23 protein-coding genes are annotated in these 26,179 nt (G+C 61.6%); 7 read left to right on the plus strand and 16 right to left on the minus strand.

Going from position 1 to position 26,179, the window contains the following annotated elements:
* Nucleotides 1–7: 7 nt before the first annotated feature.
* Both HMPREF3138_RS17080 and xapA read right to left on the minus strand, forming a co-directional pair.
* On the minus strand, nucleotides 8–1,258 hold the full coding sequence (locus tag HMPREF3138_RS17080; protein ID WP_038879794.1) for a nucleoside permease: 1,251 nt from the start codon (nucleotides 1,256–1,258) through the stop codon (nucleotides 8–10).
* An 81-nt stretch (nucleotides 1,259–1,339) separates the two neighbouring features.
* On the minus strand, nucleotides 1,340–2,161 hold the full coding sequence (xapA, locus tag HMPREF3138_RS17085) for a xanthosine phosphorylase (protein ID WP_038879446.1): 822 nt from the start codon (nucleotides 2,159–2,161) through the stop codon (nucleotides 1,340–1,342).
* 137 nt (nucleotides 2,162–2,298) lie between these two features.
* Here xapA and HMPREF3138_RS17090 point away from each other — a divergent pair, with 137 nt between their 5' ends.
* The gene (locus HMPREF3138_RS17090) at nucleotides 2,299–3,210 is read left to right on the plus strand and encodes a LysR family transcriptional regulator (RefSeq protein WP_038879449.1); all 912 of its coding nucleotides are present in this window, start codon (nucleotides 2,299–2,301) and stop codon (nucleotides 3,208–3,210) included.
* A gap of 17 nt (nucleotides 3,211–3,227) precedes the next feature.
* On the opposite strand, the gene ftsP is transcribed toward HMPREF3138_RS17090, so the two are convergent.
* The 3 genes from ftsP to parC form a co-directional block, all read right to left on the minus strand.
* On the minus strand, nucleotides 3,228–4,643 hold the full coding sequence (ftsP, locus tag HMPREF3138_RS17095; RefSeq protein WP_038879454.1) for a cell division protein FtsP: 1,416 nt from the start codon (nucleotides 4,641–4,643) through the stop codon (nucleotides 3,228–3,230).
* A 132-nt stretch (nucleotides 4,644–4,775) separates the two neighbouring features.
* Nucleotides 4,776–5,510, minus strand: coding sequence for a 1-acylglycerol-3-phosphate O-acyltransferase (locus HMPREF3138_RS17100; RefSeq protein ID WP_004937266.1), 735 nt, complete (start codon nucleotides 5,508–5,510; stop codon nucleotides 4,776–4,778).
* Between the two features lie 246 nt (nucleotides 5,511–5,756).
* The gene (gene parC / locus HMPREF3138_RS17105) at nucleotides 5,757–8,030 is read right to left on the minus strand and encodes a DNA topoisomerase IV subunit A (protein ID WP_038879458.1); all 2,274 of its coding nucleotides are present in this window, start codon (nucleotides 8,028–8,030) and stop codon (nucleotides 5,757–5,759) included.
* A gap of 316 nt (nucleotides 8,031–8,346) precedes the next feature.
* Between parC and HMPREF3138_RS17110 the strand changes: the two genes are divergently transcribed.
* Together HMPREF3138_RS17110 and HMPREF3138_RS17115 are read left to right on the plus strand one after the other, a co-directional pair.
* Nucleotides 8,347–8,928, plus strand: coding sequence for an NAD(P)H-dependent oxidoreductase (locus tag HMPREF3138_RS17110; protein WP_038879461.1), 582 nt, complete (start codon nucleotides 8,347–8,349; stop codon nucleotides 8,926–8,928).
* 33 nt (nucleotides 8,929–8,961) lie between these two features.
* Nucleotides 8,962–9,270 carry a putative quinol monooxygenase gene (locus HMPREF3138_RS17115; protein WP_038879464.1) on the plus strand — a complete coding sequence of 103 codons (309 nt, stop codon included), beginning with the start codon at nucleotides 8,962–8,964 and terminating at the stop codon, nucleotides 9,268–9,270.
* Between the two features lie 5 nt (nucleotides 9,271–9,275).
* Here the strand turns inward: HMPREF3138_RS17115 and HMPREF3138_RS17120 are convergent, their stop codons facing one another.
* The 6 genes from HMPREF3138_RS17120 to nudF form a co-directional block, all read right to left on the minus strand.
* Nucleotides 9,276–10,190: a LysR substrate-binding domain-containing protein gene (locus tag HMPREF3138_RS17120; protein ID WP_038879466.1), complete on the minus strand. Its 915-nt coding sequence runs from the start codon at nucleotides 10,188–10,190 to the stop codon at nucleotides 9,276–9,278.
* 83 nt (nucleotides 10,191–10,273) lie between these two features.
* Complete coding sequence (gene parE / locus HMPREF3138_RS17125) at nucleotides 10,274–12,169, minus strand: DNA topoisomerase IV subunit B (RefSeq protein ID WP_025304305.1); 1,896 nt, start codon at nucleotides 12,167–12,169, stop codon at nucleotides 10,274–10,276.
* 46 nt (nucleotides 12,170–12,215) lie between these two features.
* Nucleotides 12,216–12,800 (minus strand): esterase YqiA, encoded by a 585-nt coding sequence (gene yqiA, locus HMPREF3138_RS17130; protein ID WP_038879469.1) that lies wholly within the window; start codon nucleotides 12,798–12,800, stop codon nucleotides 12,216–12,218.
* The gene (cpdA, locus tag HMPREF3138_RS17135; protein WP_004937250.1) at nucleotides 12,800–13,627 is read right to left on the minus strand and encodes a 3',5'-cyclic-AMP phosphodiesterase; all 828 of its coding nucleotides are present in this window, start codon (nucleotides 13,625–13,627) and stop codon (nucleotides 12,800–12,802) included. The genes yqiA and cpdA overlap by 1 nt, the downstream gene beginning before the upstream one ends.
* Before the next feature lie 27 nt (nucleotides 13,628–13,654).
* On the minus strand, nucleotides 13,655–14,080 hold the full coding sequence (locus HMPREF3138_RS17140; protein WP_004937244.1) for a DUF1249 family protein: 426 nt from the start codon (nucleotides 14,078–14,080) through the stop codon (nucleotides 13,655–13,657).
* Nucleotides 14,080–14,712, minus strand: a complete 633-nt coding sequence (gene nudF / locus HMPREF3138_RS17145; RefSeq protein ID WP_004937242.1) for an ADP-ribose diphosphatase — start codon at nucleotides 14,710–14,712, stop codon at nucleotides 14,080–14,082. Before nudF ends, HMPREF3138_RS17140 begins: the two co-directional genes overlap by 1 nt.
* A gap of 346 nt (nucleotides 14,713–15,058) precedes the next feature.
* On the opposite strand from nudF, the gene hasF reads away from it, so the two are divergent.
* Both hasF and dhaR read left to right on the plus strand, forming a co-directional pair.
* On the plus strand, nucleotides 15,059–16,570 hold the full coding sequence (hasF, locus tag HMPREF3138_RS17150) for a multidrug efflux transporter outer membrane subunit HasF (protein WP_038879471.1): 1,512 nt from the start codon (nucleotides 15,059–15,061) through the stop codon (nucleotides 16,568–16,570).
* A 148-nt stretch (nucleotides 16,571–16,718) separates the two neighbouring features.
* Nucleotides 16,719–18,668: a dihydroxyacetone kinase operon transcriptional regulator DhaR gene (gene dhaR, locus HMPREF3138_RS17155; protein ID WP_038879474.1), complete on the plus strand. Its 1,950-nt coding sequence runs from the start codon at nucleotides 16,719–16,721 to the stop codon at nucleotides 18,666–18,668.
* Here dhaR and dhaM read toward each other — a convergent pair.
* The 4 genes from dhaM to HMPREF3138_RS17175 are packed head-to-tail and all read right to left on the minus strand — an operon-like array spanning nucleotide 18,665 to nucleotide 22,977.
* A complete protein-coding gene (gene dhaM, locus HMPREF3138_RS17160) occupies nucleotides 18,665–20,095 on the minus strand; it encodes a dihydroxyacetone kinase phosphoryl donor subunit DhaM (protein WP_038879476.1) in 1,431 nt (476 codons plus the stop codon). The two genes, dhaR and dhaM, sit on opposite strands and share 4 nt — an antisense overlap.
* Nucleotides 20,096–20,112: 17 nt before the next feature.
* The gene (dhaL, locus tag HMPREF3138_RS17165) at nucleotides 20,113–20,745 is read right to left on the minus strand and encodes a dihydroxyacetone kinase subunit DhaL (protein ID WP_038879477.1); all 633 of its coding nucleotides are present in this window, start codon (nucleotides 20,743–20,745) and stop codon (nucleotides 20,113–20,115) included.
* A 9-nt stretch (nucleotides 20,746–20,754) separates the two neighbouring features.
* On the minus strand, nucleotides 20,755–21,825 hold the full coding sequence (gene dhaK, locus HMPREF3138_RS17170) for a dihydroxyacetone kinase subunit DhaK (protein ID WP_038879479.1): 1,071 nt from the start codon (nucleotides 21,823–21,825) through the stop codon (nucleotides 20,755–20,757).
* 51 nt (nucleotides 21,826–21,876) lie between these two features.
* Complete coding sequence (locus tag HMPREF3138_RS17175; RefSeq protein ID WP_070559197.1) at nucleotides 21,877–22,977, minus strand: glycerol dehydrogenase; 1,101 nt, start codon at nucleotides 22,975–22,977, stop codon at nucleotides 21,877–21,879.
* Between the two features lie 353 nt (nucleotides 22,978–23,330).
* On the opposite strand from HMPREF3138_RS17175, the gene HMPREF3138_RS17180 reads away from it, so the two are divergent.
* Nucleotides 23,331–23,999, plus strand: coding sequence for a DUF1190 family protein (locus tag HMPREF3138_RS17180; protein WP_038879485.1), 669 nt, complete (start codon nucleotides 23,331–23,333; stop codon nucleotides 23,997–23,999).
* A 3-nt stretch (nucleotides 24,000–24,002) separates the two neighbouring features.
* Complete coding sequence (locus tag HMPREF3138_RS17185; protein WP_033649062.1) at nucleotides 24,003–25,163, plus strand: glutathionylspermidine synthase family protein; 1,161 nt, start codon at nucleotides 24,003–24,005, stop codon at nucleotides 25,161–25,163.
* A 48-nt stretch (nucleotides 25,164–25,211) separates the two neighbouring features.
* Here the strand turns inward: HMPREF3138_RS17185 and ygiD are convergent, their stop codons facing one another.
* The gene (gene ygiD, locus HMPREF3138_RS17190; protein WP_038879487.1) at nucleotides 25,212–25,994 is read right to left on the minus strand and encodes a 4,5-DOPA-extradiol-dioxygenase; all 783 of its coding nucleotides are present in this window, start codon (nucleotides 25,992–25,994) and stop codon (nucleotides 25,212–25,214) included.
* Nucleotides 25,995–26,179 lie beyond the last annotated feature (185 nt).

The following is a 26,179-nucleotide window of genomic DNA, read 5'->3' on the forward strand; positions in this document are numbered from 1 at the left end:
CCCTGCCCTACTGCGCCGCCACCGCGCTCTCCTGCGGCGAGTGGCGGTAGTTGAAGCTCAACGCGAACACGATCCCCAGCACCAGCGTATACAGCGCAAACACCAGCCAGATGCTCTGCCAGTCTTTCACGCCGTCATGGCTGAAGAAGTCCACCACCTCGCCGCTGGCGAGCGCCCCCAGATAGGCGCCCAACCCGTTGACCATGGTCATGAACAGCCCCTGCGCGCTGGCGCGGATGCGGTGATCGGCCTCTTTCTCGACGAAGATAGCGCCGGAGATATTAAAGAAGTCGAACGCACAGCCGTAGACGATCATGGACAACAGCAGCAGAACGAAACCAAAGCCGACCGGCGTGCCATAAGCCAGGAACAGGAAACGCAGCGTCCAGGCCGCCATGCTGATCAGCATCACCTGCTTGATGCCGTAACGGCGCAGGAAGAAGGGAATGGTGAGGATAAAGAACACTTCGGAGATCTGCGACAGCGACAGCAGCACCGCCGGATACCGGACGCTGAGGCTGTCCTGATACAGCGGATTGAGCGACAGATCGTGCAGGAACGGGTTGCCGAAGGTATTGGTTATCTGCAGCGCCGCCCCAAGCAACATGGCGAACAGGAAAAACAGCGCCATGCGCCGCTGGCGAAACAGCACCAGCGCATCCAGCCCCAGCACGCTCACCCAGCTCTTTGACTCGGCCGCGCGGTTGGTCGGGCAGCGCGGCAGCGTCAGCGAATAGGCGGACAGCAGCAGCGACGCCGCAGAAGCCAGGTACAGCTGCAGATTGCTGAGCTCAATTTGGCTAAAGCCGACCAGCCACATCGCCAGAATGAACCCCACCGTGCCGTACACCCGCACCGGCGGAAAGTCCTTCACCGTGTCAAAGTCGTGCTTCTCGAGGCAAAAATAGGAAATGGCGTTGGAGAGCGCGATGGTCGGCATGTAGACCATGGCGTTGAACAGCATCACCCAGAACATCAGCATCGGTTGCTCGACCTGCGCCGCGCAGTACAGCGCCAGCGCCCCGAGCAGATGGCAAAGCGCATACAGATAGTTGGCCTTCATCCACCGATCGGCAATGATGCCCGCCAGCCCCGGCATGATCAGCGCAGCGATGCCTTTGGCGCTGTAAACCATACCCACCTGCATGCCGCTGAAATGCAGCGTGTTGATCATGTAGGAGCCCAGCGTGACCAGCCAGGCCCCCCAGATAAAGAACTGCAGGAAAATCATGACTTTCAATCGTGTTTTTATCGCCATCGCCATCACCTTGTTATTATGCTTTCAACGATGATTGATGCGGCAGGCCCCCTGCCGCCCGCCGCCGGTTTGCTTGCGCTATTACAGCGTTTTGAACAGTTCGCGGATCAGGCGCATGAAATCGTCCGCCGCCAGCGCCGCGCAGCTGAGCGTTTGTTCATGGGAGAGCGGCGTATCCGACAGCCCTTCGGCGTAGTTGGTCATCGCGGACACCACCAGCACCTTGAGGCCGCAGTGGCGCGCCGTCAGGACTTCCGGCACGATCGACATCCCCACCACGTCGCAGCCCAGGGTCTGCATCATGCGGATCTCCGCCGGCGTTTCGAAATTCGGCCCGGTGTAGGCGGCGAATACCCCTTCCGCCAGCAGGATGCCCGCGCTTTCGGCCACCGCCGCCAGCTGGGCGCGCAGATCGCGATCGTAGGCGTTCGCCAGGCTGAAGAAGCGCGGCCCGAAGCGCTCGTCGTTGGCGCCGACCAGCGGCGATTCCGGCATGAAGTTGATGTGATCGGTAATGGCCACCAGGCTGCCCGGCGCCACCGAGCGGCGCAGTGAACCGGCGGCGTTGGTCGCCAGCAGGAACTCACAGCCCAGCAGTTTGAAGGTGCGCACCGCGGTAGTCATCACCTGCATGCCGCGCCCTTCATAGAAATGACCGCGCCCTTTCATGCACAATACCGGTACGCCCTCCAGCTTGCCGGCGACCAGCTGCCCGGCATGGCCGGCGACGCCGCTCACCGGAAAGCCCGGCAGCTCCGCGTAGTCGATGGTGACGGTTTCGGTCATCACCTCCGCCAGGGCGCCGAGCCCGGAGCCGAGAATCAAGGCCGCTTTCGGCTGGAAACCCGGCAGGCGTGCGCGGACGACATCGGCGCAGGTAAAAGCATCTTCTTGATTAAACATCGTATTCTCTCTTTCAGCGGGGGATAATAATCCCCATAGTAGAGAGCGAGGCTCAGCCGAGACCAATACATTCTTGGCGGCCGATTTATTCCATTTACCTATAAGTTGAGCTGCGTCACAAGGAGACGATATCCCGGATGAGTCAGCCCCATGCCCTGCCCGATCCCGGCCGGATTAACTTCCGCCTGCTGCACTATTTCCGCGTGGTGGCGGAAGAGATGAACTTCACCCAGGCGGCTCGGCGGCTGAATATGTCACAGCCGCCGCTCAGCAAGCACATCAAGGAGCTGGAGAGCCAGCTCGGCGTGGTGCTGTTCAAACGCACCACCCGCTCCATGACGCTGACGCCGGCCGGCCGCACGCTACTGCGCAACGTCGAGCGGCTGCTGGATCAGGCCGACAGCGCGCTGCATCAGGTGCAACAGATGGGGCGCGGCGAAGGCGGCCACATGGTGGTCGGCATGGTCGGCACCTCGGCCTGGGGCGGCCTGATCGCGGCGCTGCGGCGGTTCAGCGAGCAAAGCGCCGGCGTCACCTGGTCGTTGAACGAGCTGACGCCCAGCCAGCAAATCGCCGCGCTGCAAAAGCGGCATATCGATATCGGGGTCTGGCGAGAGGCGCAGCAGCAGACGCTGCCGGGGTTAACCTGCCAACGGTTGGCGAGCGAAAGCATCGCCGTGGTGCTGCCGCTCGATCATCCGCTGGCGCAGCAGGAAAACATCCCGCTGGCGGCGCTGCAGAACGATAGCTTCATCGTGCTGCCGCCGCATGAGGCCAGCCTGGGGCTGTATCTGCACAATCTGTGTCTGCAGCAGGGATTCTTGCCGGACGTCGCTTATCAGGTCAACGAGCCGCAAACCCTGCTGGCGCTGGTGGCGGAAGGCTGCGGCATTACGCTGCTGCCGGACAGCTACGGCCGCATTCCGTGGCCCGGCGTCCGCTTTTGCTCGCTGCAACAGGCGCCGCCGGCGGATCTGTATGCGGTTTACCGCGCCGACAGCGTCACGCCGGTGGTACAGGCCTTTCTGGAGAGGCTGCGGGCGCCGTAAGCGGCCCGCAGCGCAGATTACATCGTCGGCTGCACCATCAACTGGCCGGCGGTGCCGCGATCGGCCATTTCCAGCGTCTGGCTGTAATACAGGAACGGGAAGTGTTCGGAGGTAGGTTGGTTGAAATACACCAGCAGCTCGACGTCGCCATCGACCCAGACGGTGTCCTTCCAGCCGCGATCTTCCGCCATCGGCTGCGCGCCGTTGACGCGTTTGATCAGGAACTGCACGCCCTGAATATGGAACGACTGCGGCGTATCCGCATGAATGTTCCAGCGTTCCCAGGTGCCTTGCTGCGCCTGCACGTCGATGCGGTTCATGTCCCAAATCGCGCCGTTGATGCCAACGCCGCCTTCGCCCAGGCGGAAATCGCGGGTGCGGCTGGCGCTGCCGTCCAACAGCTGATCCGCCAGCAGGCGCATCGGCAGGTTGTCGGTCACCAGCGGCAGCAGGCCGGTTGGGCGCAGCGTCAGCACCTGGGTGGACACCAGAATGCTCGACGGCTCGAACAGGCCGCGCAGGCGATCCATGATGCCCGCCGCTTCACCGGCGGTGATGGTCACCTCGTCGCCCTTCGACATGTCGATCAGCACTTCCCGGCGTTCGCCCGGCGCCAACGACAGCTGCTGCACCGCGACCGGCGCGGGCAGGAAGCCCTGATCGCTGGCGATCACGTTGAATGGGCGCCCGTCGCTGAGCTGCAGGGTATAGCGGCGCGCGTTGGAGGCGTTAAGCAGGCGCAAACGCACCCAGCCGCGCGACACTTCGACATACGGGTTTTGCACGCCGTTGACCAACAGCGTATCGCCGACGAAGCCGCCCTGCGACGGCGCATCGTATTGCGGCGTGCCGAAGTTATCAAAGCGCTTGTCCTGAATGATCAGCGGGAAATCGTCGACGCCGTAGTGGTTGGGCAGCGGCAGCGCTTTGCTGACGGCATCTTCCACCAGCCACAGCCCGGCCAGCCCGTTGTAAACGTGCGGCGCCATGCGGTTCGGCGTGTTGGCGTGGTACCAACAGGTGGCTGCCGCCTGACGAATAGGCAGCACCGGCGACCAGTCGACGTTAGGCGACATCATGCGCGGCGCGCCGCCCATCAGCGTGCCCGGCACCTGCAGCCCGCTGACGGTCATCGCCACTGGCTCCTGCAGGCGGTTGCTGTAGATCAGCTTGACGTCGTCGCCGCTGTAAACCCGCACCGTCGGCCCCAAATACATGCCGTTGACGCCCCACACCGCCGCTTTGCGGTTATCCATAAACGCCCAGTGGGCGCGCTGCAGGGTCAGGAACAGCGGCTGACCGCGGCGAGACTCCAGCAGCGGCGGAATGGGTAATGGGGTCTGCGTTCCGCTCGCCTCTGCCCTCAGCGGCACGGCGCTCGCGCACAGCGCCAGGCCCGATGCCTGTAAAAACTGACGTCGACTGAGTGACATATTTTCTCCATGAAAAGCAATAACTAAACCGTGTGCAAAACCCAAACGCCCGCCAATCAAGATTAGCAGGCGCTCAGGCGTTAACGGCGCTGAACGCCAATTAAAAACGTATTCTTTGAAGACGGTAGACTCTTATTTTTTGGCGGCGTTGCGCTGGGCGACTTCGGCGTCCAATTCGGCGATCTTCGCCTCCATCAGCTCGCGGCAATGGGCCGCCAGCTCGCGCACGTTTTCTTTGCCGTATTTGCTGGTATCCACCGGTGCCAACATCTCGACGATCACATGACCGTTATTCCAGCGATTAAGATTTATATTACCGCTGGTGGTCGATACGCAGATCGGCACAATCGGCACGCCGGCGGCGATGGCCGCGTGAAACGCGCCGGTTTTAAACGGCATCAGCCCGCGACCGCGGCTGCGGGTCCCTTCCGGGAACATCCAGATCGAAATGTCTTTCTTTTTGAACTGCTCCGCCACCTGGGCGATGGTGCCGTGCGCCTTGGCACGATTATCACGATCTATCAGCAGATTACCGGTCAGCCAATACAGCGGGCCGAAAAACGGGATCCACACCAGACTTTTTTTACCGACGGTCACGGTGCGCGGCTGCACGATATTCGAGGCCGTCACCATGTCGTAGTTATTTTGGTGGTTGGCGATATAGATGCAGTTGCCGTTGTTGGCCGCATCGGCCGGCACGCGGGTTTCAACCTTGATGCCGAACAGCGTCGACAGGCGGCCGAAAAGGTGGCCGAAGGTCGCCACATGGCGGGGATTGCGCGGGCTGAACAAGCAATAAACAGAACCGAAAATACACACCAGAATACAGAAAAGAGTGGCGAGAACGGCACGCAAAATCAATAACATAACAACCTCATTAGCACACTGCCAACGCAGTTTACTTCGCTGCGCAGATTCCTTTACTCATTATTTGCCGGCCAGGCGATAAGCACGCCGATGTCGCCTGCGTTTCTCGCTATTTTCCCGCCAGCCAGCAATACGCACAATAATTTTATGCGCAGAAATGTTAACTATTTGGAAAATAAACGCCAGCAAAAATAAATAAGGCGGCCACAGCATGCTGCGACCGCCCGTTAACGCTGGCGCCAACGCTTACTCTTCGCTGTCGCTACCCGATACCCGCACCGGCGCATCCACTTCGACGCGATCGATACGCTGCAGGCCGCGCGGCAGCTGGGTGCCCTTGCGACCGCGCTCCGCACGGAACTTCTGCAGATCTTCCGGCCGCAGCGTCAGCTTGCGTTTGCCGACGTGCAGCGTGACGGACGCCTGCGGCGGCAACACGAACAGCCAGGCCAGCTTGTCTTCACCGGCCGCCGCCTGGGCTGCCGGAATGGAGACGATCTTGTTGCCTTTGCCCTTCGACAGCTGCGGCAGATCGGCAACCGGGAACATCAGCATGCGCCCGGCGGCGGTGATCGACAGCAGCATGTCGTCTGCGCCGTGGATCTCCATCGGCGGCAGCGCCCTGGCGTTATCCGGCAGCGTGATCATCACCTTGCCGGCGCGGTTGCGCGCCACCAGATCGTTGAAGGTGCAAACGAAGCCGTAACCGGCATCGGACGCCATCAGTAGCTTCTGATCGTCGGCCGCCATCAGTACCTGCTCAATGGTGGCGCCCGGCGGCGGCGTCAGCTTGCCGGTCAGCGGCTCGCCCTGCCCACGCGCCGAAGGCAGCGTCATCGGATCGAGCGCATAGCTGCGTCCGGTGGAGTCGATGAACACCACCGGCTGGTTGCTCTTGCCGCGCGCCGCGCCGCGGAAGCTGTCGCCGGCCTTGTAGCTCAAGCCGGCCGGATCGATGTCGTGGCCCTTGGCGCTGCGCACCCAGCCCATTTCAGACAGCACGATGGTCACCGGCTCGGACGGCACGAAGTCGTGCTCGCTCATCGCCTTGGCTTCCGCACGCTCGGTCAGCGGCGAACGGCGATCGTCGCCGTAGGTCTGCGCGTCGGCCTGGATCTCTTTCTTAATCAGCGTGTTCAGCTTGCGCTCGGACGCCAGCAGCGCCTGCAGCTGATCGCGTTCTTTCGCCAGCTCATCCTGCTCGCCGCGGATCTTGACCTCTTCCAGCTTGGCCAGGTGACGCAGTTTCAGCTCGAGGATCGCTTCCGCCTGAGTGTCGGAGATGCCGAAACGCTGCATCAGCACCGGCTTCGGCTCATCCTCGCTGCGGATGATGTGGATCACCTCGTCGATATTGAGGAACGCCACCAGCAAACCTTCGAGGATATGCAGGCGTTTCAGCACCTTCTCGAGGCGGTAGTTCAGGCGGCGGCGCACCGTGTCGCGACGGTAGGCCAGCCATTCGGTGAGGATTTCCACCAGCCCTTTGACCTGCGGGCGGTTATCCAGACCGATCATGTTCATGTTGATGCGGTAGCTGCGTTCCAGATCGGTGGTGGCGAACAGGTGGTTCATCACCTGTTCCAGATCGATGCGGTTGGAGCGCGGTACGATCACCAGACGCGTCGGGTTTTCGTGGTCGGATTCATCGCGCAGATCTTCGACCATCGGCAGCTTCTTGGCGCGCATCTGGCTGGCGATCTGCTCCAGCACCTTGGCACCGGACACCTGGTGCGGCAAGGCGGTGATCACCGCGCTGCCGTCTTCTTTCTTCCACACGGCGCGCATGCGCACCGAGCCGCGGCCGCTCTGGTAAATTTTGCGGATTTCATCGCGCGGGGTGATGATCTCGGCTTCGGTCGGGAAGTCCGGCCCCTGCACGAATTCGAGCAGGTCATCGAGCGAAGCGCCCGGCTTGTCGAGCAGCGCCACCGCCGCCGCGGCGACTTCGCGCACGTTGTGCGGCGGAATGTCGGTCGCCATGCCGACGGCGATGCCGGTAGTGCCGTTCAGCAGGATGTTCGGCAGGCGCGCCGGCAACATCTTCGGTTCTTGCAGCGTGCCGTCAAAGTTCGGGATCCAGTCGACGGTGCCCTGCCCCAGCTCGGCCAGCAGCACTTCGGCGTATTTGGACAGGCGCGATTCGGTATAACGCATCGCCGCAAACGACTTGGGATCGTCCGGCGCACCCCAGTTCCCCTGGCCGTCCACCAGCGGATAGCGGTACGAGAACGGCTGCGCCATCAGCACCATGGCTTCATAACACGCGCTGTCGCCGTGCGGGTGGTATTTACCCAGCACGTCGCCCACGGTACGGGCGGATTTTTTGAATTTGGCGCTGTTGTTCAGCCCCAGCTCAGACATGGCGTAGATGATGCGGCGTTGTACCGGTTTCAAGCCGTCGCCAATGTACGGCAACGCCCGATCCATGATGACGTACATGGAATAGTTCAGATAGGCGTTTTCAGTGAATGTGTGCAGCGGTAAACGCTCTACACCGTCATGAGTCAGATCACTCATTACTCAATTATCCTCAGACCGTGGCTTGGCAATCCCTGGGACGACAATAAGGCATCGCTTGTCGATTCTGCCCGCGATAGTAACCCATCTGCGGGGTGGCTGTCACAGTTGGCGCAAGGATCGCCGGCCGAAGGCGCTGTCGCCGGGGCGTTTAGGCAAAATTCCACCGCGATTGTTGATTAAGAATCAACACTGTTGTGCCTGCCGTCACGTTTTTACTTGCCTGGCCAACGATTACACTCTCGTTCAGCAAGCTGTTTTTGCGCCCCGCAGCGGAAAACGGCATCTATCTTAACTCTGACGGGAGCCGCAAAAGATGAGCAATATCCTGATTATCAACGCTAAAAAGCAATTCGGCCATTCCAACGGCGAACTCAACCAAACCCTGAGCGACGTGGCAGAAAGCTTCCTGCGCGATCTGCAGCACGATGTGCAGGTCACGGTGGTCGACGACGGCTATGACATTGAGGCCGAGGTGCAGAAATACCTGTGGGCCGATGCGGTCATCTATCAGATGCCGGGTTGGTGGATGGGCGAGCCGTGGATCCTGAAAAAATACATCGACGAAGTGTTCACCGCCGGCCACGGCAGCCTGTACGCCAGCGATGGCCGCACCCGCTCCGACGCCGGCAAGAAGTACGGTTCCGGCGGCCTGATTCAGGGAAAAAAATACCTGCTGAGCCTGACCTGGAACGCCCCGCTCGAGGCTTTCACCGATCCGAACCAGTTCTTCCACGGCGTCGGCGTCGACGGCGTTTACCTGCACTTCCACAAGGCCAACCAGTTCCTGGGGATGGAAGCCTTGCCGACCTTTATCTGCAATGACGTGATAAAACAACCGGATATCGAAACGGACATCGCACGTTATCGCGAGCATCTGGCGGAAATTTTTGCTTAACTGGCAGCGAAGGGCTTAACCAACGAGGTAATGATGATCACCGTAATCGCAGAAATCAAAGTCAAACCCGGCCACCGCGCCACCGTGTTACAAGCCATTGAAAAACTGGTGCCGCTGGTGCTGGCGGAAGAAGGCTGCGGCGAATACACGCCGATGGTAGACAGCCACACCCAGGCCCCCTGGCAGAAACTGTCGCCGGACTCGGTGTTTATGCTGGAAAAATGGCAAAGCCAGTCGCATCTGGAAAAACACCTGCAGATCGAGCATATGCTCAAGCACCGCGAGACCATCAAGGACTATGTGCTGGGTACCGAGATCTACGTGCTGGAAAACGCGCTGTAATCCCCTCAGAGGCCCTCTGCGGCCTCTGGCGGTTCTGCCTCAAGGCGGGCGCTGACGTAGTCGAGAAAACAGGTGAGGCGCGCCGCCAGCTGGGCGTCGTGGTAATACACCGCGTGGATCGGTTGACGCGCGTCCAGCGTCTCCCGCACCAGCAGCGGTACCAGCCTGCCCGCTTCCCGATCGCGTCGCGTCATAAAGTCCGCCAGCTGGACAATGCCCGCCCCGCGCAGCGCCAACTCACGCAGCGTCTCCCCGCTGGAGGCCGAGATCGTCGGTTCGATGGCGAAATGCCGCGCCTGCCGGTGACGCAGCGGCCACTGGTTCAGCAACTCCGGATAGGTGAATCCCAACAGGCAATGGCGGTGCAGATCTTCCACGCCGCGCGGTTCGCCATGCCGTTGCAGGTAATCCGGGCTGGCGAGAATGCGCAACCGGCTGTTGCCCAGCAGGCGAGCGTGTAGCGTAGAGTCGCGCAGCGCGCCGATGCGGATCGCGATATCGGCGCGTTTCTCCAGCAGGTCGATATTGCGATCGTCGGTGTCCAGCTCCAGCTCAATCTGCGGATAACGGCGGCGGAACTCCGCCACCATCGGCACCAGCACATGCGCCATGAAAGGGGCGGCGGCGTTGACCCGCAGCCGACCGGCGGGCAGCCGGCGCCGCAGCGCCATTAGTTCTTCGGCCTGATCCACCGAACGCAGGATTTCGCGCGCAGGCGCCAGGAAGCTCTGCCCTTCTTCGGTCAGGCTCAGGCGACGCGTGGTGCGGCGCAAGAGCGTAGCGTCGAGCTTCGCTTCCAGACGGCTGAGTGCGCGGCTAACGCCGGAGGTGGTTTGGCCGAGCCGATCGGCGGCGGCGGTGACCGAACCGCTGTCGACCACCGCCGTGAACGCCAGCAGCTCTTCGAGGGTGATCTTCACGCGGTTCGCCCCAGGTTGACGGGCGCCGCATGCAACGCCCTGCGGGAAAGCAGGTCCGGCGTTTCACCGGGCCAGGATCAGGATCAGACCGCCAGTTCGGCCATGTCGCCCTTGTCTTGCAGCCAGTTGCGGCGATCTTCCGAACGCTTCTTGGCCAACAGCATGTCCATCACCGCCAGCGTCTGATCGACGTCATCCTCTGCCACCGTCAGTTGCACCAGACGGCGGGTGTTCGGATCGAGGGTAGTTTCGCGCAGCTGCAGCGGGTTCATCTCGCCCAGCCCTTTAAAGCGCTGCACGTTCGGCTTGCCCTTCTTGCGCTTCAGCTGTTCCAGCACGCCGGCTTTCTCTTCTTCATCCAGCGCGTAGAACACCTCTTTGCCGAGATCGATACGGTACAGCGGCGGCATGGCGACATAGACATGGCCGCCTTTCACCAGCGAACGGAAGTGGCGCACGAACAGCGCGCACAGCAGCGTGGCGATGTGCAGGCCGTCGGAGTCCGCATCCGCCAGGATGCAGATTTTGCCGTAGCGCAGCTGGCTGAGATCTTCGCTGTCCGGATCGATGCCGATCGCCACGGAAATGTCGTGCACTTCCTGCGAGGCGAGCACTTCGTCCGAGGAGACTTCCCAGGTATTCAGGATCTTGCCCTTGAGCGGCATGATCGCCTGATATTCACGATCGCGCGCCTGCTTGGCCGATCCGCCCGCCGAGTCCCCTTCCACCAGGAACAGTTCGGTCATGGCCAGATCCTGCGAGGTGCAGTCCGCCAGCTTGCCCGGCAACGCCGGCCCGCTGGTCAGCTTCTTGCGCACCACTTTCTTGGCGGCGCGCAGACGGCGCTGGGCGCTGGAGATCGCCAGCTCGGCCAGCTGTTCCGCCGCCTGAACGTTCTGGTTCAGCCACAGGCTGAAGGCGTCTTTCACCACGCCGGAAACGAAGGCCGCGCACTGGCGCGAGGAGAGACGCTCTTTGGTCTGCCCGGCGAACTGCGGATCCTGCATCTTCACCGACAGCACGTAGGCGCAGCGATCCCAGATATCCTCCGCCGACAGCTTCACGCCGCGCGGCAGAATATTGCGGAATTCGCAGAACTCGCGCATCGCGTCCAGCAGCCCCTGGCGCAGGCCATTGACGTGGGTGCCGCCCTGCATGGTCGGGATCAGGTTGACGTAGCTTTCGGTCAGCAGCTCACCGCCTTCCGGCAGCCACAGCAGCGCCCAGTCCACCGCTTCGGTGTCACCGGCGAAATTGCCGACGAACGGCGCTTCCGGCAGGGTAATCAGGCCGTTAACCGCTTCCATCAGGTAGTCGGTCAGGCCATCCTGGTAGCACCAGCGCTGCTCGGTGTTGTTCACTTTGTCGATGAAATAGATCTCGACGCCGGGGCACAGCACCGCTTTGGCTTTCAGCAGGTGAGTCAGGCGCGATACCGAGAAGCGCGGGCTGTCGAAGAACTGTTCGTCCGGCCAGAAGTGCACGCTGGTGCCGGTATTGCGTTTGCCGCAGGTGCCGGTCACCGTCAGATCCTGCACCTTGTCGCCGTTTTCGAAGGCGATGCCGTAGACGTTGCCGTCGCGGCGCACGTTGACTTCCACCCGCTTCGACAGGGCGTTGACCACCGAGATCCCAACGCCGTGCAGGCCGCCGGAGAACTGGTAGTTTTTATTCGAGAATTTACCGCCGGCGTGCAGCCGGCACAGGATCAACTCAACTGCCGGCACGCCCTCTTCCGGGTGGATATCCACCGGCATGCCGCGGCCGTCGTCGATCACTTCCAGCGACTGATCGGCGTGCAGAATCACGTCGATACGCTTGGCGTGACCGGCCAACGCTTCGTCGACGCTGTTATCGATCACCTCTTGGCCGAGGTGGTTTGGGCGCGTCGTGTCGGTATACATGCCGGGACGACGGCGCACTGGTTCTAGACCGCTGAGTACTTCAATGGCATCAGCGTTATAGCTGGATTGAGTCATCGTTGATTATTTTTTCGTGGTTAAAGGGAGGTGCCGGAACGGTCCGTCAGACCGCGTTTAGCCCTAAAAAATCCACAATCTGGGGGAAGTAGTGCTCGAAACCGACGAAGGCGTGGTTTCCACCCGACTCCACCGTTTGCCGACACGCGGTGTAATACGCCACTGCCTGGCCGTAATCGAGAATTTCATCGCCCGTTTGCTGCAGCAGCCAGATTAAATCCGGCGACTCCAAGGGATCGATCTGCATCACTTTCAGATCGTAAACGTGACGTGACTCTAACACATATTGCTGGCCGGTGTAGGGGTTCTCGTTGGCGCCGAGATAGTCGACCAGCAGCTCAAACGGCTTGACCGCCGGGTTGACCACCACCGCCGGCAGCGAAAAACACTGCGACAGCCAGGTGGCGTAATAGCCGCCGAGCGAGGAGCCGACCAGCCCGAGCGTTTGGCCGGCGCGCTCCAGCACCAGATTCTCCAGCATCTCGGCGGCCTCCGCCGGAAAAGCCGGCAGCTGAGGCACCAGCATCTGGATATCGGGATGGTGTTCGGCCAGCCAGGCCTTGAAGGCCACCGCCTTGGCCGACTGCGGCGAGCTGTTGAAACCGTGCAGGTAGAGCAGTGTCGAAGGCATCAGTATCCATCCGAGTCCATATCGGGGCGGAAATCGTCGTTTTCCAGGCGGAACACCTGCGTCTCGACGCGGCCGTCCGGCAACAGATCGAGGTAGCGCCAGCCGGGGGAGACGTCGTCGATGGTGAAGTTCGTGCAGTGCGGCTTGAATTGCACGCAGGTCGAGGGCGTCGCCAACAGGCGCCGGCCCTGCCATTCCAGATCCAGATCCTGGTGAATGTGCCCGCACACCACGGTATTCACTTTCGGATAACGCAGCAGGATCGCACCCAGCATATGCGGGTTGCGCAGGCTGTGCTGATCGAGCCAGGTACAGCCGGAAGGCAGCGGATGATGGTGCAGCAGCAACAGCGTATAGCGCTCGGGGTGAGCCTGCAGGCAGCGCTCCATCCACTCGAGCTGGTATTCGCTCAATTCGCCGTGCGGTACGCCGAACACCTGGCTGTCCAACATCAGCACCTGCCAGTTATCGCCCAGCAGCACCTGTTTGGAAGGCGCAATGCCAGCGGCGGCCAACGCGTCGACCATCGCCGGTTGAAAATCGTGGTTACCCGGCAGCCACACGCAGGGGGCCGGCAGTTGCGCGATGCCGGCGGCGAAGTGGCGGTACGCCTCCTGCGAATGATCCTGCGCCAAATCTCCCGTGGCGACGATCAAGTCGACATCGCGGCGCTGCGCCTGGATGGCGTCCAGCACCGCGTGATAGCTGCGATAGGTATTGATGCCGAGCAACGTCTCGTGTTCGCCGGCAAAAAGGTGGGTATCTGTTATTTGTAGAATCCTGACCGCGGCCCCACTCGCCACGGGCAGTTTAAACAGGCTTTCCAAATGGTGTCCTTTGTTATTTCAGTCTGTCTAACAAACCGGAACCGCCATCGCTCCATGCGCCAAACAGTAGCGCAGCCAATCAGCAAGAAACTGGTTAATTTGATGCTTTTCGTCGCGTTGATGCAACTTTTTATTAGGATAATCATAACGCGCTTTAAAGCGGTAGATCTGCTGACTGGAACACACTTCCGCAACCATGGCGTCATGGTACAACCGCACCGTCATCGCGGGCAGGCTCCAGTAGCTGACCGCCGGAAAGATCTGCTCAATCTCCACCAACGACGTGTAACGCGTGGACTCAACGATGGTCAAACGATAGCCGGCGCCGTTCACCTGATAAGTCACCGTTTCGCCCGCTTCGTCGTTGCGCGGCAGCAAGCGGCGCAATTGCGCGAAGTTGGTTTCGCACAATCTCATCATTTCGGGGAAATCAGGGGTATAGCGCTGTTTCATTAGTTGGCCCACTCTTTTCTCAACGATTCATGGTGCAACGCCAGCCATTGCAATGCAATCACTGATGCGGCGTTATCGATCGCGCCCTCCTCCACCCAGCGGTAAGCCTGCTCGCGGCTGACCACGTGGACGCGGATATCCTCATGTTCTTCCGCCAGGCCATGGATGCCTTCGGCGGTGCCGGCGTCCACCTCGCCGACCATGATCGACAGACGTTCGCTGGTGCCCCCCGGGCTGGCCAGATAGCTCAGCACCGGCTTGCAGCGCCCGACCACCACGCCGGCCTCTTCCTGCGCTTCGCGGCGGCACACGTCTTCGACGCTTTCGCCGGTTTCGATCATACCCGCCACCATTTCCAGCAGCCAGGGCGAATTACTGGTATCGACCGCGGCGATGCGCAGTTGTTCAATCAGTACCACTTCGTCGCGCACCGGATCGTAGGGCAGCAGCACCGCCGCATGGCCGCGCTCGAAAATTTCACGCGTGATTTCAGGGCTCATTTCGCCATTGAACAAGCGATGGCGAAACCGGTATAAATTGAGTGAAAAAAAACCACGGTACAGCGTCTCGCGTGCAATAATTTCTACATCTTTTTTATCGAAAGTGACGGGTGACGGCTGCGAACGGTTCATGTGCGAATTCTCCTGCGTAGTATGCCGATAAAATAAACGGTTTTGATGACAGAAACAGCGGGACTCTCCGCCGCGGCTTTATGTTAGGCTGTTTTTCGCCGCCGGATGCGGCACGTTTGTGCGCTCGCATGTAATAGTGGGAAACAATCCGGATTGTCAGCCATAATATCAGCTGCAGCCGGCTCGGGCAGTTTGCCCTGGTAAATGGGCGGTCTGAAAGGTAAAAGTTACGTGAGATGGCACATTCAGCCACCTGATGCGTACCGCAGACTCTGCTAGAATCGGCAACTATTTCGTCTATCGTCAGCGCTAACATAGCAATATTGCTGCACAACAAGGAATGCAAATGAAGAAACTGCTCCCCCTTCTTATCGGACTGAGCCTGGGCGGCTTCAGTGCAATGAGCCAGGCAGAGAACCTGCTGCAGGTCTACAAACAGGCCAGGGAAAGTAACCCGGATCTGCGCAAAAGTGCTGCTGACCGCGACGCCGCATTCGAAAAGATCAATGAAGCGCGCAGCCCGCTGCTGCCGCAGCTCGGTTTAGCCGCAGGTTACGATTACACCAACGGTTATCGTGACAGCAATGGCGTTAACAGCAACGTGACCAGCGGTTCGTTGACGCTGACGCAAACTATTTTCGACATGTCGAAATGGCGCCAGCTGACGCTGCAGGAAAAGACCGCCGGCATCTCCGACGTCACCTTCCAGACCGCAGAGCAATCGCTGATTCTCAACACCGCCACTGCCTACTTCAACGTGCTGAAAGCGATCGACAAGCTGTCCTATACCCAGGCGCAGAAAGATGCGGTATACCGCACGCTGGATCAAACCACCCAACGCTTCAACGTGGGCCTGGTAGCGATCACCGACGTGCAGAACGCCCGCTCGAACTATGACACCGTGCTGGCGGCGGAAGTCTCCGCCCGCAACGATCTGGATAATGCGCTCGAAACGCTGCGCCAGGTGACCGGGGCCTTCTACCCGGAACTGGCCTCGCTGAATACCGATCGCTTCAGTACCCAGCGCCCGGAAGCGGTGAACAACCTGCTGAAAGAAGCGGAAGCACGTAACCTGAGCCTGCTGTCCGCCCGTCTGAGCCAGGATCTGGCGCGCGAGCAAATCCGCGCAGCCCAAACCGGCTATATGCCGACGATTGACGTCAGCGCGTCAACCGGCATCAGCAATACCAAATACAACGGCTCCAAAACCGGAGGCGCGAATGCCGCACGCTACAGCGATTCCGATGCGGGCCAAAATAAGGTCGGCATCAGCTTCAACCTGCCGCTGTACAGCGGCGGTGCGACCAATTCCCAGGTGAAACAGGCGCAGTACGGCTTCGTCGGCGCCAGCGAGCAGTTGGAAAGCTCACACCGCAGCGTGGTGCAGACCGTGCGTTCGTCGTTCAACAACGTCAACGCCTCGATCAGCAGCATCAACGCCTACAAACAGGCGGTGATCTCCGCGCAGAGCTCGCTGGATGCGATGGAAGCCGGTTATCAGGTCGGTACCCGTACCATCGTCGATGTGCTGGACGCCACCACCACCCTGTATAACGCCAAACGTCAGCTGTCCGACGCGCGTTATACCTATCTGATCAACCAGCTGAACATCAAGTCGGCGCTCGGCACGCTGAACCAAAACGATCTGCTGCTGTTGAATGGCGCGTTGGGTAAACCGGTGTCGACCGCACCTGACGCCGTCGCACCGCACAACCGCGCTCAGGACGCCTATGCGGACGGTTATCAGGACAATGCGCCAATGCAGCAAACCGCAGCGCCGGCACCAAGCGCCACACGCGCTGCGGCACCGGCCGTCCGCCAACCGGTACGCAACAGCGGCAACCCATTCCGCAACTGAAGCGCGCGTTGATAAACACGGGGTCCGGCCTGCGCCGCACCCCGTTTTTTTTGCCCCGATTTCCCCACTTCTGCCCGCCACCTCACAGCCGTCGCTGCCCCAGGTGGTATCATCGTCACTCTCGTTTTCGCAGTCTGGATGAGGTTCGATGGACAACGATTCACGCTGGCAGCGCTTGATTAACGACGGCGAACTGCCGCCGCCGCTGCGCCCGACACAGGCGGTTTACGCCTCCTGGCTGCGCTGCCGCAGCCTGATGCAGCCCGACGTCTGGCAAGCACCGCACCGCGCTCAGGGCGCCACCTTCGAATCGATTTGCCGCCGCAAGAACGACCTGCTGACGCTCGGCCAGGCGGCGCTGGAAGATGCCTGCGAATACATGGAGCCACGGCGTTGCCTGTTGATGATCCTCGACGAGAGCGGCTGCATGCTGTGGCGCTGCGGCGACGCCAAAACCTGGGAGCTGTTGCAGCCATTGGGGTTCGCCCCCGGCGCTTACTGGGCCGAGGGGCAGATCGGCACCAACGCCCCGGCGCTGGCGGCGGCGGAAGGCCACCCGGTGCGGGTGAGCGGCGAGGAGCACGTGCGCCGGGCGCTGCACGGCTGGTCGTTCTGCGCCACGCCGGTCTACGACAACAGCGGCCGCCAACGCGGCTCGATCGCGCTAGGCTGCCTGCTGGCCGACTGCGCCGCCGGCGATCTGTCGCTGACGCTGGCCATCGCCCGCGAAATCGGCAATTCGCTGAACGCCGACGGCCTGCTGGCGGAATCCAACCGCCATCTGAATCAGCTTTACGGCCTGCTGGACGGCGTGGACGACGGCGTTATGGCCTGGGATCACCGTGGCTACCTGCAATACATCAACCAGCGCGCCGCCGGCCTGCTGAAGCTGGATGAACAGCAGAGCCAGGGCAAACCGCTGGCGCAGCTGCTGACGCTGCCCGCCCTGCTCAAGCGCGCCATCGCCGACCGGCAGCCGCTGCAACACGTCGAAGTCACCTTCGAAAGCCAGCGGCAGTTTATCGCCGCCTTGCTGACGCTCAAGCCGATTTTCGACGGCGATCGCTGCAGTTTCATCGCCCTGCTGCACCCGCTCGAGCGGCTGCGCCAGTACGTCAGCAGCCAGCTGGGGCGCGTCAGCCACAGCTTTGAGCAGATGCCCTCCGCCTCGCTGGAGATGCGGCGGCTGATCCGTTACGGGCAGCAGGCGGCCAAGGGCCAGCATCCAATCCTGCTGCGCGGAGAGGAAGGGGTCGGCAAAGAGCGGCTCAGCCAGGCTATCCACAACGCCGGCGAACGCGCCGCCGGGCCGTATATCGCCCTCAACTGCCAGCTGCTGCCGCAGGCGCAGGGGTTGCGTGAGCTGCTGGGCAGCGACGCCAGCGAAGAAGAGGCGGGCCAGCTCAGCAAATTCGAATTGGCCAACGGCGGTACGCTGTACCTCGAACAGATCGAATATCTGCCGGCGGAGATGCAGTCGGCGTTGCTGCAGGTGCTGAAAACCGGCGTGGTGATCCGCCTCAATTCCAGCCGGGTGATCCCGGTCGATGTGCGGGTGATCGCCGGCAGCGCCGCCGATCTGCCGCTGCTGGTGCAGCAAAACCGCTTCCGCCGCCAGCTGTTTTACAGCCTGCAAGCCTTCGAGATCCAGATCCCGCCGCTGCGCCAGCGGCTGAGCGATATTCCGCTGCTGGTCAAACACCATCTGCGCGCGCTGGAGCTGCATTTTCAGTGCCGCTTCCGGGTGGATGACGAAGTGATGGCCCAGCTGGCGCTCTACCTGTGGCCGGGCAACGATTTGGAACTGAAAGGGGTGGTGGAGCGCGCGGCGATGATCTGCCACGGCCACCACATCCAGTTAGCAGATTTGCCGGCACACCTGCTCGGCCAGCCATCGCTGCTGGAGAGCGATCCGCAGCCCGGCGCGCCGCTGTTGACGCTGACGGACATGGAGCGCCAGGCGATCCTCCGCGCGGCGACCGTCAGCCGAGGCCAGCTGACAGAGATGGCACAGCTGCTGGGCATCGGCCGCACCACCCTGTGGCGGAAGATCAAACAGCACGGGATCGACATCCGCCAGTTCAAGCTGCGCGCCTAGTGGCTAAGCTGCAACACCCCGCGCGCGGCGTCCAGCATCGCCTTCTGCCCGCTGCGGGTTTTACTCAGGCAATCCTGCATGCCGACCACCATCGGAATACCCATCGCCTTCGCCAGAATGGCGCTGTGCGACAGGGCATTGCCACCGCTGAGGCAGATGCCAAGCACCAGCCGCCTGTCGAGCATCACCACCTCTGAAGGCATCAGCTCGTCCATCACCAGTATCGACGGCTCTGCCAGCGCGATGACCGGCAGCGGCAGCCCCTGCAAATGGCACAGCGTGCGGCGCAGCATGTCGCGCACGTCCAGTTCACGCGCCCGCATGTAGTCGTCATCCAGTTCGCGGTACTCTTCGGCGATTGCCTCCAGCACCTGCCGCCAGGCCTGTTCGGCGCAGCACAGCTGCTGCGCGATGCGGGTGTACGCCGCCTGCTGCAGATCCGGATCGTCCAGCAGCATGCTGTGGGCGCCGAAGATCGCCGCCTGCGGCTTGCCGATCAGCGTGCCGGTACGTTCCGCCAGCCGGTTCAGATCGCTCAGGGTGTGCTGTAGCGCCTCCCGCAGGCGTTGCTGTTCGCCCAACACCTCGTCCGCGCCAATCCGTCTATCGACGGTTGGCGGCCAGAAGCAGTGGGCCTGGAACACCGGCCCGCTGGTGACGCTTTCCGCCACCGGAATGCCATGCAGCGAAGGCTGCTGCCGCTCGGAAACCGTCTCGCCGAAATGTTGTTCCGCCAGCGCTTTGAACGCCGCCAGCGCTTCGTCCGCCTGCGCGCCGTCAGCGATCAAGCGAATAGTGTCGCCGTGGCGCACCTGCAGCAGCGCCAGCTGATTGAGGCTGCGCGGATCGACGCACTGCCCCTGTTTTTCCAGCACCAGCTCGGCCTTGAACGGCGCCAGCGCCTCTACCAGCCGCGCCGCCGGGCGCGCATGCAGCCCGTGCGGGTTCTGCACCGTCCAGGTTGCACTTTTGCCCTGCGCCAGCGGCAAAGCCGCGCTTTTGGCCGTAGATGTGGCCTCGCCCAGCTGCGCCTGTTTAGCCTGCAGCGCACCCTGCGCCTCCGCCACTACCTGCTCCAGCGAGGCGCCGGAGTTGGCGGCGACCACCGCCGCCAGCGTGCCTTCGACCAGCGGCGCCGCACACAGCCGCACTTTGGCGGCCACGTCTGGGTCCAGCAGATCGAGCGCGGTTTCCGCGCTGAGCAGCGCGCTGCCCAGGTCCATCAGCACCAGAACGCCGTCGCCGTCGGCAACCGCTTCGATCGCCTCCATCACTTTGACCGCGTCGGTGCCGATCGGATGCTGCTCGTCATCCACACCCGCCGCCAGCGCCAGCTTGCAGCCATCACCGCGCATCATCTGCCGCGCCAACTGCTCAACGCCGCGCGCCAGCAACGCACTGTGCGAAACCACCACGATATTAATCATCTCGCCTCCTGCTACAGCTAACTACCGGCGACCTCGGCCAGCGTTTTCATCATCAGCATCACCGAAGTGGCGCCGGGATCCTGGTGGCCGATGCTGCGCTCGCCCAGGTAACTGGCCCGCCCCTTGCGCGCCTGCATCGTGATGGTGCTCTCCACCGCCCGCTCGGCGCTGTCGGCGGCGCGCTGCAGCGCCTCCGCCACGCTCAGGTTCTGCTGCGCGGACTGGCCGAGGCTTTCCACCACCGGCCACCAGGCGTCGCACATGGTTTTGTCGCCCGGCTCCGCCTTACCGCGCATCACCACGCCTTCCACCCCCTCCTGCATCATCTGCTGCAGCTCCGCCAGATCCAGGCTTTGCTTGGCGTTCGCCGCCTGCGCCGCGCGGATGAAGAAGGTGCCGAACAGCGGACCGCTGGCGCCGCCCACGCTCGACAGCAGCGTCATACCGGTGTTTTTCAGAATGAAGCCGATATCTTTGTCTGCCACCGACGGCAGTTTTTCTACCACCTTGTTAAAACCGCGATTCATGTTCAAACCGTGGTCGGCATCGCCGATCTCGGTGTCCAACCGGGTCAGAAAATCGCGCTCCCGGCTGAACACCTCGCCGCAACGCATCAGCCAATCGACAACCTGTTGTTTGGTCAACGCCATGATTCCTCCTCAGCAACCCCAACGCAGCGCAGGCGTTTTCACCGGCGCATCCCACAAGGACAACAGCTCATCGTCCACGTTCAACAGCGTGATGGACACGCCCTGCATATCGAGCGAGGTGCAATAAGCGCCCACCAGGTTGCGTTCGATAATAATGCCGGCCTCGGCGCAGCGTTCCGCCAATCGATGGTATACGCCATACAGCTCGGACAGCGGCGTGGCGCCCAGGTTGTTGACCAGCGCGATCGCCCGATCGCCGCGCGTCAGCGGCTGCTTGGTCTGCATCTCATCGCGCCACTCGCCCTGCTGACGATCCCAGACGCGGATCGTGCGCTGATAGTGGCCGTGGTCGATCAGCGTATGGAACATGTCGTCCACCGCCGCGTTGAGCGTGGTGAACGGGCGGCGCGCAATGCCCGGCTCGCCGTGAATGCCGACGCCGAACTCCATTTCGTTCTCCGCCAGGGTGAACGACGGCTTGCCGGCGGCCGGCACGGTGCAAGCCCCCAGCGCGATGCCGATCGAATGCCCGTGGTTATTGATGCGATGCCCCAGCGTCACCACGCTGTCCAGATCGTCGCCGCGCGCCGCGGCGGCGCCCAGCAGCTTCTCCATCAGCACGGTGTTGGCTACCCCGCGCCGTCCGGCGGTAAACAGGCTGTCTTTGACCGCCACGTCATCATCCACCAGCACCGTCGCCACCGCGACGCCGCTGTCGTGCAGCAGCTCGGTGGCGGTTTCGAAGTTGAGCACGTCGCCGGTGTAGTTCTTGATCAGCAGCAACACCCCGGCGCCGCCGTCGATCGCCTGGCCGCACTCGTACATTTTATCCGGCGTCGGCGAGGTGAAAATTTCGCCCGGACAGGCGCCGTCGAGCATCCCTTCGCCGACGAAACCGCAGTGCATCGGCTCATGGCCGCTGCCGCCGCCGGACAGGATCGCCACTTTGCCCACTACCGGCGCGTCAGCGCGGGTCACGAACGCCGGATCCGCGTGCACCAGCAGCTCGGGATGGGCCTCCGCCAGCCCCTGTAACTGCTCTTCCAACACCGACTCGACCTGATTAATCAGTTTTTTCACGATGGTTTCCTCTGTAAGAACAAGGGCGCGGCACACCGCGCCCCAAGGGTATCAATGATGCTGCAACCAGGCGGCGCCCAGCCGATCCGCCGTCAGGATCGCCGCCTGCACGCCCGCAGGGGCGACCTTGAACGGCATGTTGTGAATGGTTTCGCCGGTGGCGCAGCTGGCCTCGGCCACCGCCATGATCTTCGCCGTCGCATCACCGGTGACGCCCATCTGCGCCAGCGTGATCGGCAGGCCGATGCCAGGGCAAAACGCCAGCACGGTTTCAATCTGCGCCATCGGGCTGTTCTGCAGCACCAGCTGTGCCAGGGTGCCGAACGCCACTTTCTCGCCGTGATACAGGTGGTGGCACTCTTCGAGCACGGTAAAACCGTTGTGAATGGCATGCGCCGCCGCCAGCCCGCTGCTCTCGAAGCCGATGCCGCTCAGATAGGTATTCGCCTCAATGATGCGCTCCACCGCTTCCGTCACCACGCCGGCCTCGACCGCCAGTTTGGCTTTCACCCCTTCCGCCAGCAGCGTGTCATAACACAGCCGCGCCAGGCTGAGCGCCGCCAGCGTCGATTTGCCGCCGGCCATGCTGGTGGCCTGGGCGTCGAAACAGGCCTGGGCTTCGAAATAGGTGGAGAGCGCGTCACCCATGCCGGCCACCAGCAGACGCACCGGCGCTTTGGCGATGATGGCGCTGTCCATCACCACCATGTCCGGGTTGCGCGGATAAATCAGGTATTCGGCGAATTCGCCCTGTTCAGTGTAGAGGACCGACAGCGCGCTGGTCGGCGCATCGGTGGAGGCGATGGTGGGAATAAGCACCACCGGCAGCTGTTGGTAGTGCGCCACGGCCTTGGCGGTGTCGAGCGTCTTGCCGCCGCCGACGCCGATCACGCCGCGGCAGCCGTGAGCCTGCAGCTCATGGCCGAGCCGGTCTATCTCTTTGCGGCAGCATTCGCCGTTGAAGCGGGCCGCGTGATGTTTCACGCCGTGCTGCTGCAGGCTGCCCATCAGGGTGTCGCCCGCCAGCTGCATCACGAAGTCGTCAGCGATCACCAGGTAGTGATCGGCGAGGGATTTGGCGTATTCGCCGACGGCGGCCAGCGCATTGGCGCCCTGAATATATTTGCCTGGTGACTGGATGATTCTCAACATAACCGGATCCTTGTAGGGAGTTGGCGATGGTAACGTTCAGATATCAGGTGATGACGCGCCGACTTCGCCGCCGGCTTGTTGTTGTGCTTCGACTATGAGCGCCCGCCGCCCGCCTGGCGAGCCTCGCGATTTTTGTTCCATTATGGAACATCATCATAGCGACAACGTTTCATGATGAAACGCCAACGCGCGTTTTTTCGCCGCGAAAGCGAACTGGCGCACACCCCAACGTATAACTGCGTAAAGAGTCGATTCTGCGGGCGTTTCAGCTTTAATTTTGACCATGTTTCCCCTATCCTTAGCGCCACTACTGGGAAAGGGCGAAAACAGCCCGCATGATGGGATTGATAACGATGAAACGGACAAAAAACATCAACCAAGAGACGTTCCGCAAATCCTGGCGCAGCTACCGTGTCGCGCCCGTGGCTTTGGCGATCAGCGCTGTCTTTATGCTGGCCGGCTGCGAGAAGAGCGATGAAACGGTCTCCCTGTATCAGAATGCCGATGACTGTTCGCGCGCCAATCCTTCGATGAGCGAGCAGTGCACCACCGCCTACAACAACGCCCTGAAAGAAGCGGCGAAAACCGCACCGAAATATGCTACCCGCGAAGACTGCGTCGCCGAGTTCGGCGAAGCGCAGTGCACCCAGGCGCCGGCTCCGGCGCAGGCCGGCATGGCGGCGGAATCGCAAAGCAGCGGCAGCTTCTGGATGCCGCTGATGGCGGGCTACATGATGGGTCGCCTGATGGGCGGCTCCGGCTTCGCGCAGCAGCCGCTGTTCACCTCCAAGAACGCCGCCAGCCCGGCAAACGGCAAGTTTGTCGACGCCAGCGGCAAGAGCTACGGCCCGGCCACCGCCGGCGGCCGCACCATGACGGTGCCGAAAACCGCCATGGCACCGAAGCCTGCGGTCACCAACACCGTGACCCGCGGCGGCTTCGGCGAGACCGTGGCCAAGCAGAGCAGCATGCAGCGCAGCAGCGCCACCTCCAACTCCGGCTCTCGCAGCATGGGCGGTTGATGCATGAAACGTATTGCTATTACCGAGCGCCCGGACTGGCGTGAAAAAGCGACCGAGTTCGGGTTCCGTTTCCACACCATGTACGGCGAGCCCTACTGGTGTGAAGACGCCTATTACCAGTTCACGCTGGCGCAGATTGAAGAGATCGAAAGCGCCACCGCCGAGCTGCACCAGATGTGCCTGCAGGTGGTGGAAAAAGTGGTTGGCAGCGACGAGCTGATGGCCAAGTTCTGCATCCCGAAACACACCTGGGAGTTCGTGCGCAGCTCCTGGCGCACCAACCAGCCGTCGCTGTACTCGCGTCTCGATCTGGCCTACGACGGCGTCAACCCGCCGAAGCTGCTGGAGAACAACGCCGATACGCCAACCTCGCTGTATGAGGCGGCCTTCTTCCAGTGGCTGTGGCTGGAAGACCAGATCAACGCCGGCAAGCTGGATCCGGAGTCGGATCAGTACAACAGCCTGCAGGAAAAACTGATCGAGCGTTTCGCCGAGCTGAAAGCGCATCACGGTTTTGGCCTGTTGCACCTGGCCTGCTGCCAGGACAGCGAAGAAGATCGCGGCACGGTGCAATATCTGCAGGACTGCGCGCAGGAAGCCGGTCTGCCGACCGAGTTCCTGTTCATGGAAGAGATTGGCCTTGGCGAGAAAGGCCAGTTTACCGATCTGCAGGATCAGGTGATCGGCAACCTATTCAAGCTCTATCCGTGGGAATTCATGCTGCGCGAGATGTTCTCCACCAAGCTCGAAGACGCCGGCGTGCGCTGGCTGGAGCCGGCCTGGAAGAGCATCATCTCCAACAAAGCGCTGCTGCCGCTGCTGTGGGAAATGTTCCCGAACCACCCGAATCTGTTGCCGGCTTATTTCGCGCAAGACGATCATCCGCCGATGGATCATTACGTCACCAAGCCGCTGTTCTCACGCGAAGGCGCCAATATCCAGATCGTCGAAAACGGTCAGGAAGTGGCGCGCGTCGATGGGCCATACGGCGAAGAGGGCATGATCGTGCAGCAGTTCCATCCGCTGCCGAAGTTCGAAGACAGCTACACGTTGATCGGCAGCTGGCTGGTAAACGATCAACCCTGCGGCATCGGCCTGCGCGAAGATCGCGAACTGATCACGCAGGATCTGTCGCGCTTCTATCCGCACACCATCCTCGGCTGATCCCCCCACCGAAGACAAAAACGCCAGTCTCTGACTGGCGTTTTTTCTTTAGCCTACCAGCACCGACAGCATGCTCAGTGCTCCCATTTCGATACCGTCGATCGGCACGCTGATGGCCTCTTTTCCATCCCAACCGCCAAGCACGTACAGCAACGGCAGATAGTGTTCCGGCGTCGGATTCGACAGCGCCGCCCCCTCATGGCGCATGAAATCCACCAGCGGATGGTTATCACCCCGATAACGCAGGTTATCGCGGACAAAGTTATTGAACGATTCCGCCCACGGGTAGGCGCTGGTATCGCCCTGCCATTTCACCATGCGCAGGTTGTGCACCACGTTGCCACTGGCGACAATCATCACCCCCTCATCGCGCAGCGCAGCGAGTTTGCGGCCCAGTTCATAGTGATAGGCCGCCGGCTGCGTGCCGTCGACGCTGAGCTGCACCACCGGGATGTCGGCATTGGGATACATCTTGATCAAGACGCCCCAGGTGCCGTGATCCAACCCCCACTCGCCGAGATCGGCCGTTACCGGCACCGGCGCCAGCATTTGCTGCAGCTGCGCAGCCAGCGCGGGAGAGCCCGGCGCCGGATAACGGGTATCGAACAGCGCCTGCGGGAACCCTCCGAAGTCGTGAATGGTTTTGGGTTTTTCCATCGCGGTAACCGCAGTGCCGCGGGTATACCAATGTGCGGAAATCGCCACGATCGCCTTCGGACGCGGCAATGACTCACCCAACGCACGCCATGCCCGGGTGTAACGGTTGTCTTCCAGCACGTTCATCGGGCTACCGTGGCCAAGAAACAGTGCAGGCATACGAGAGGTGTTCATAGGGAGATCCTTAGTTCAAATTGTGCTATGCCGCTACATTACGCGCTTTGCCGCACCAACACAGCCGGATAACCGTGATGAAGATATTCAATAAATTTGAATTAAAAGCAGAGAAATACGTCGGTCAACAGAAAGATAAAAAAATTATATATATCAATAGATTAATAACAACCGTGAATGTCATG

The organism is Serratia sp. HMSC15F11 (genome assembly GCF_001808215.1).
GTDB classification, from domain to species: Bacteria; Pseudomonadota; Gammaproteobacteria; order Enterobacterales; family Enterobacteriaceae; genus Serratia; species Serratia nevei.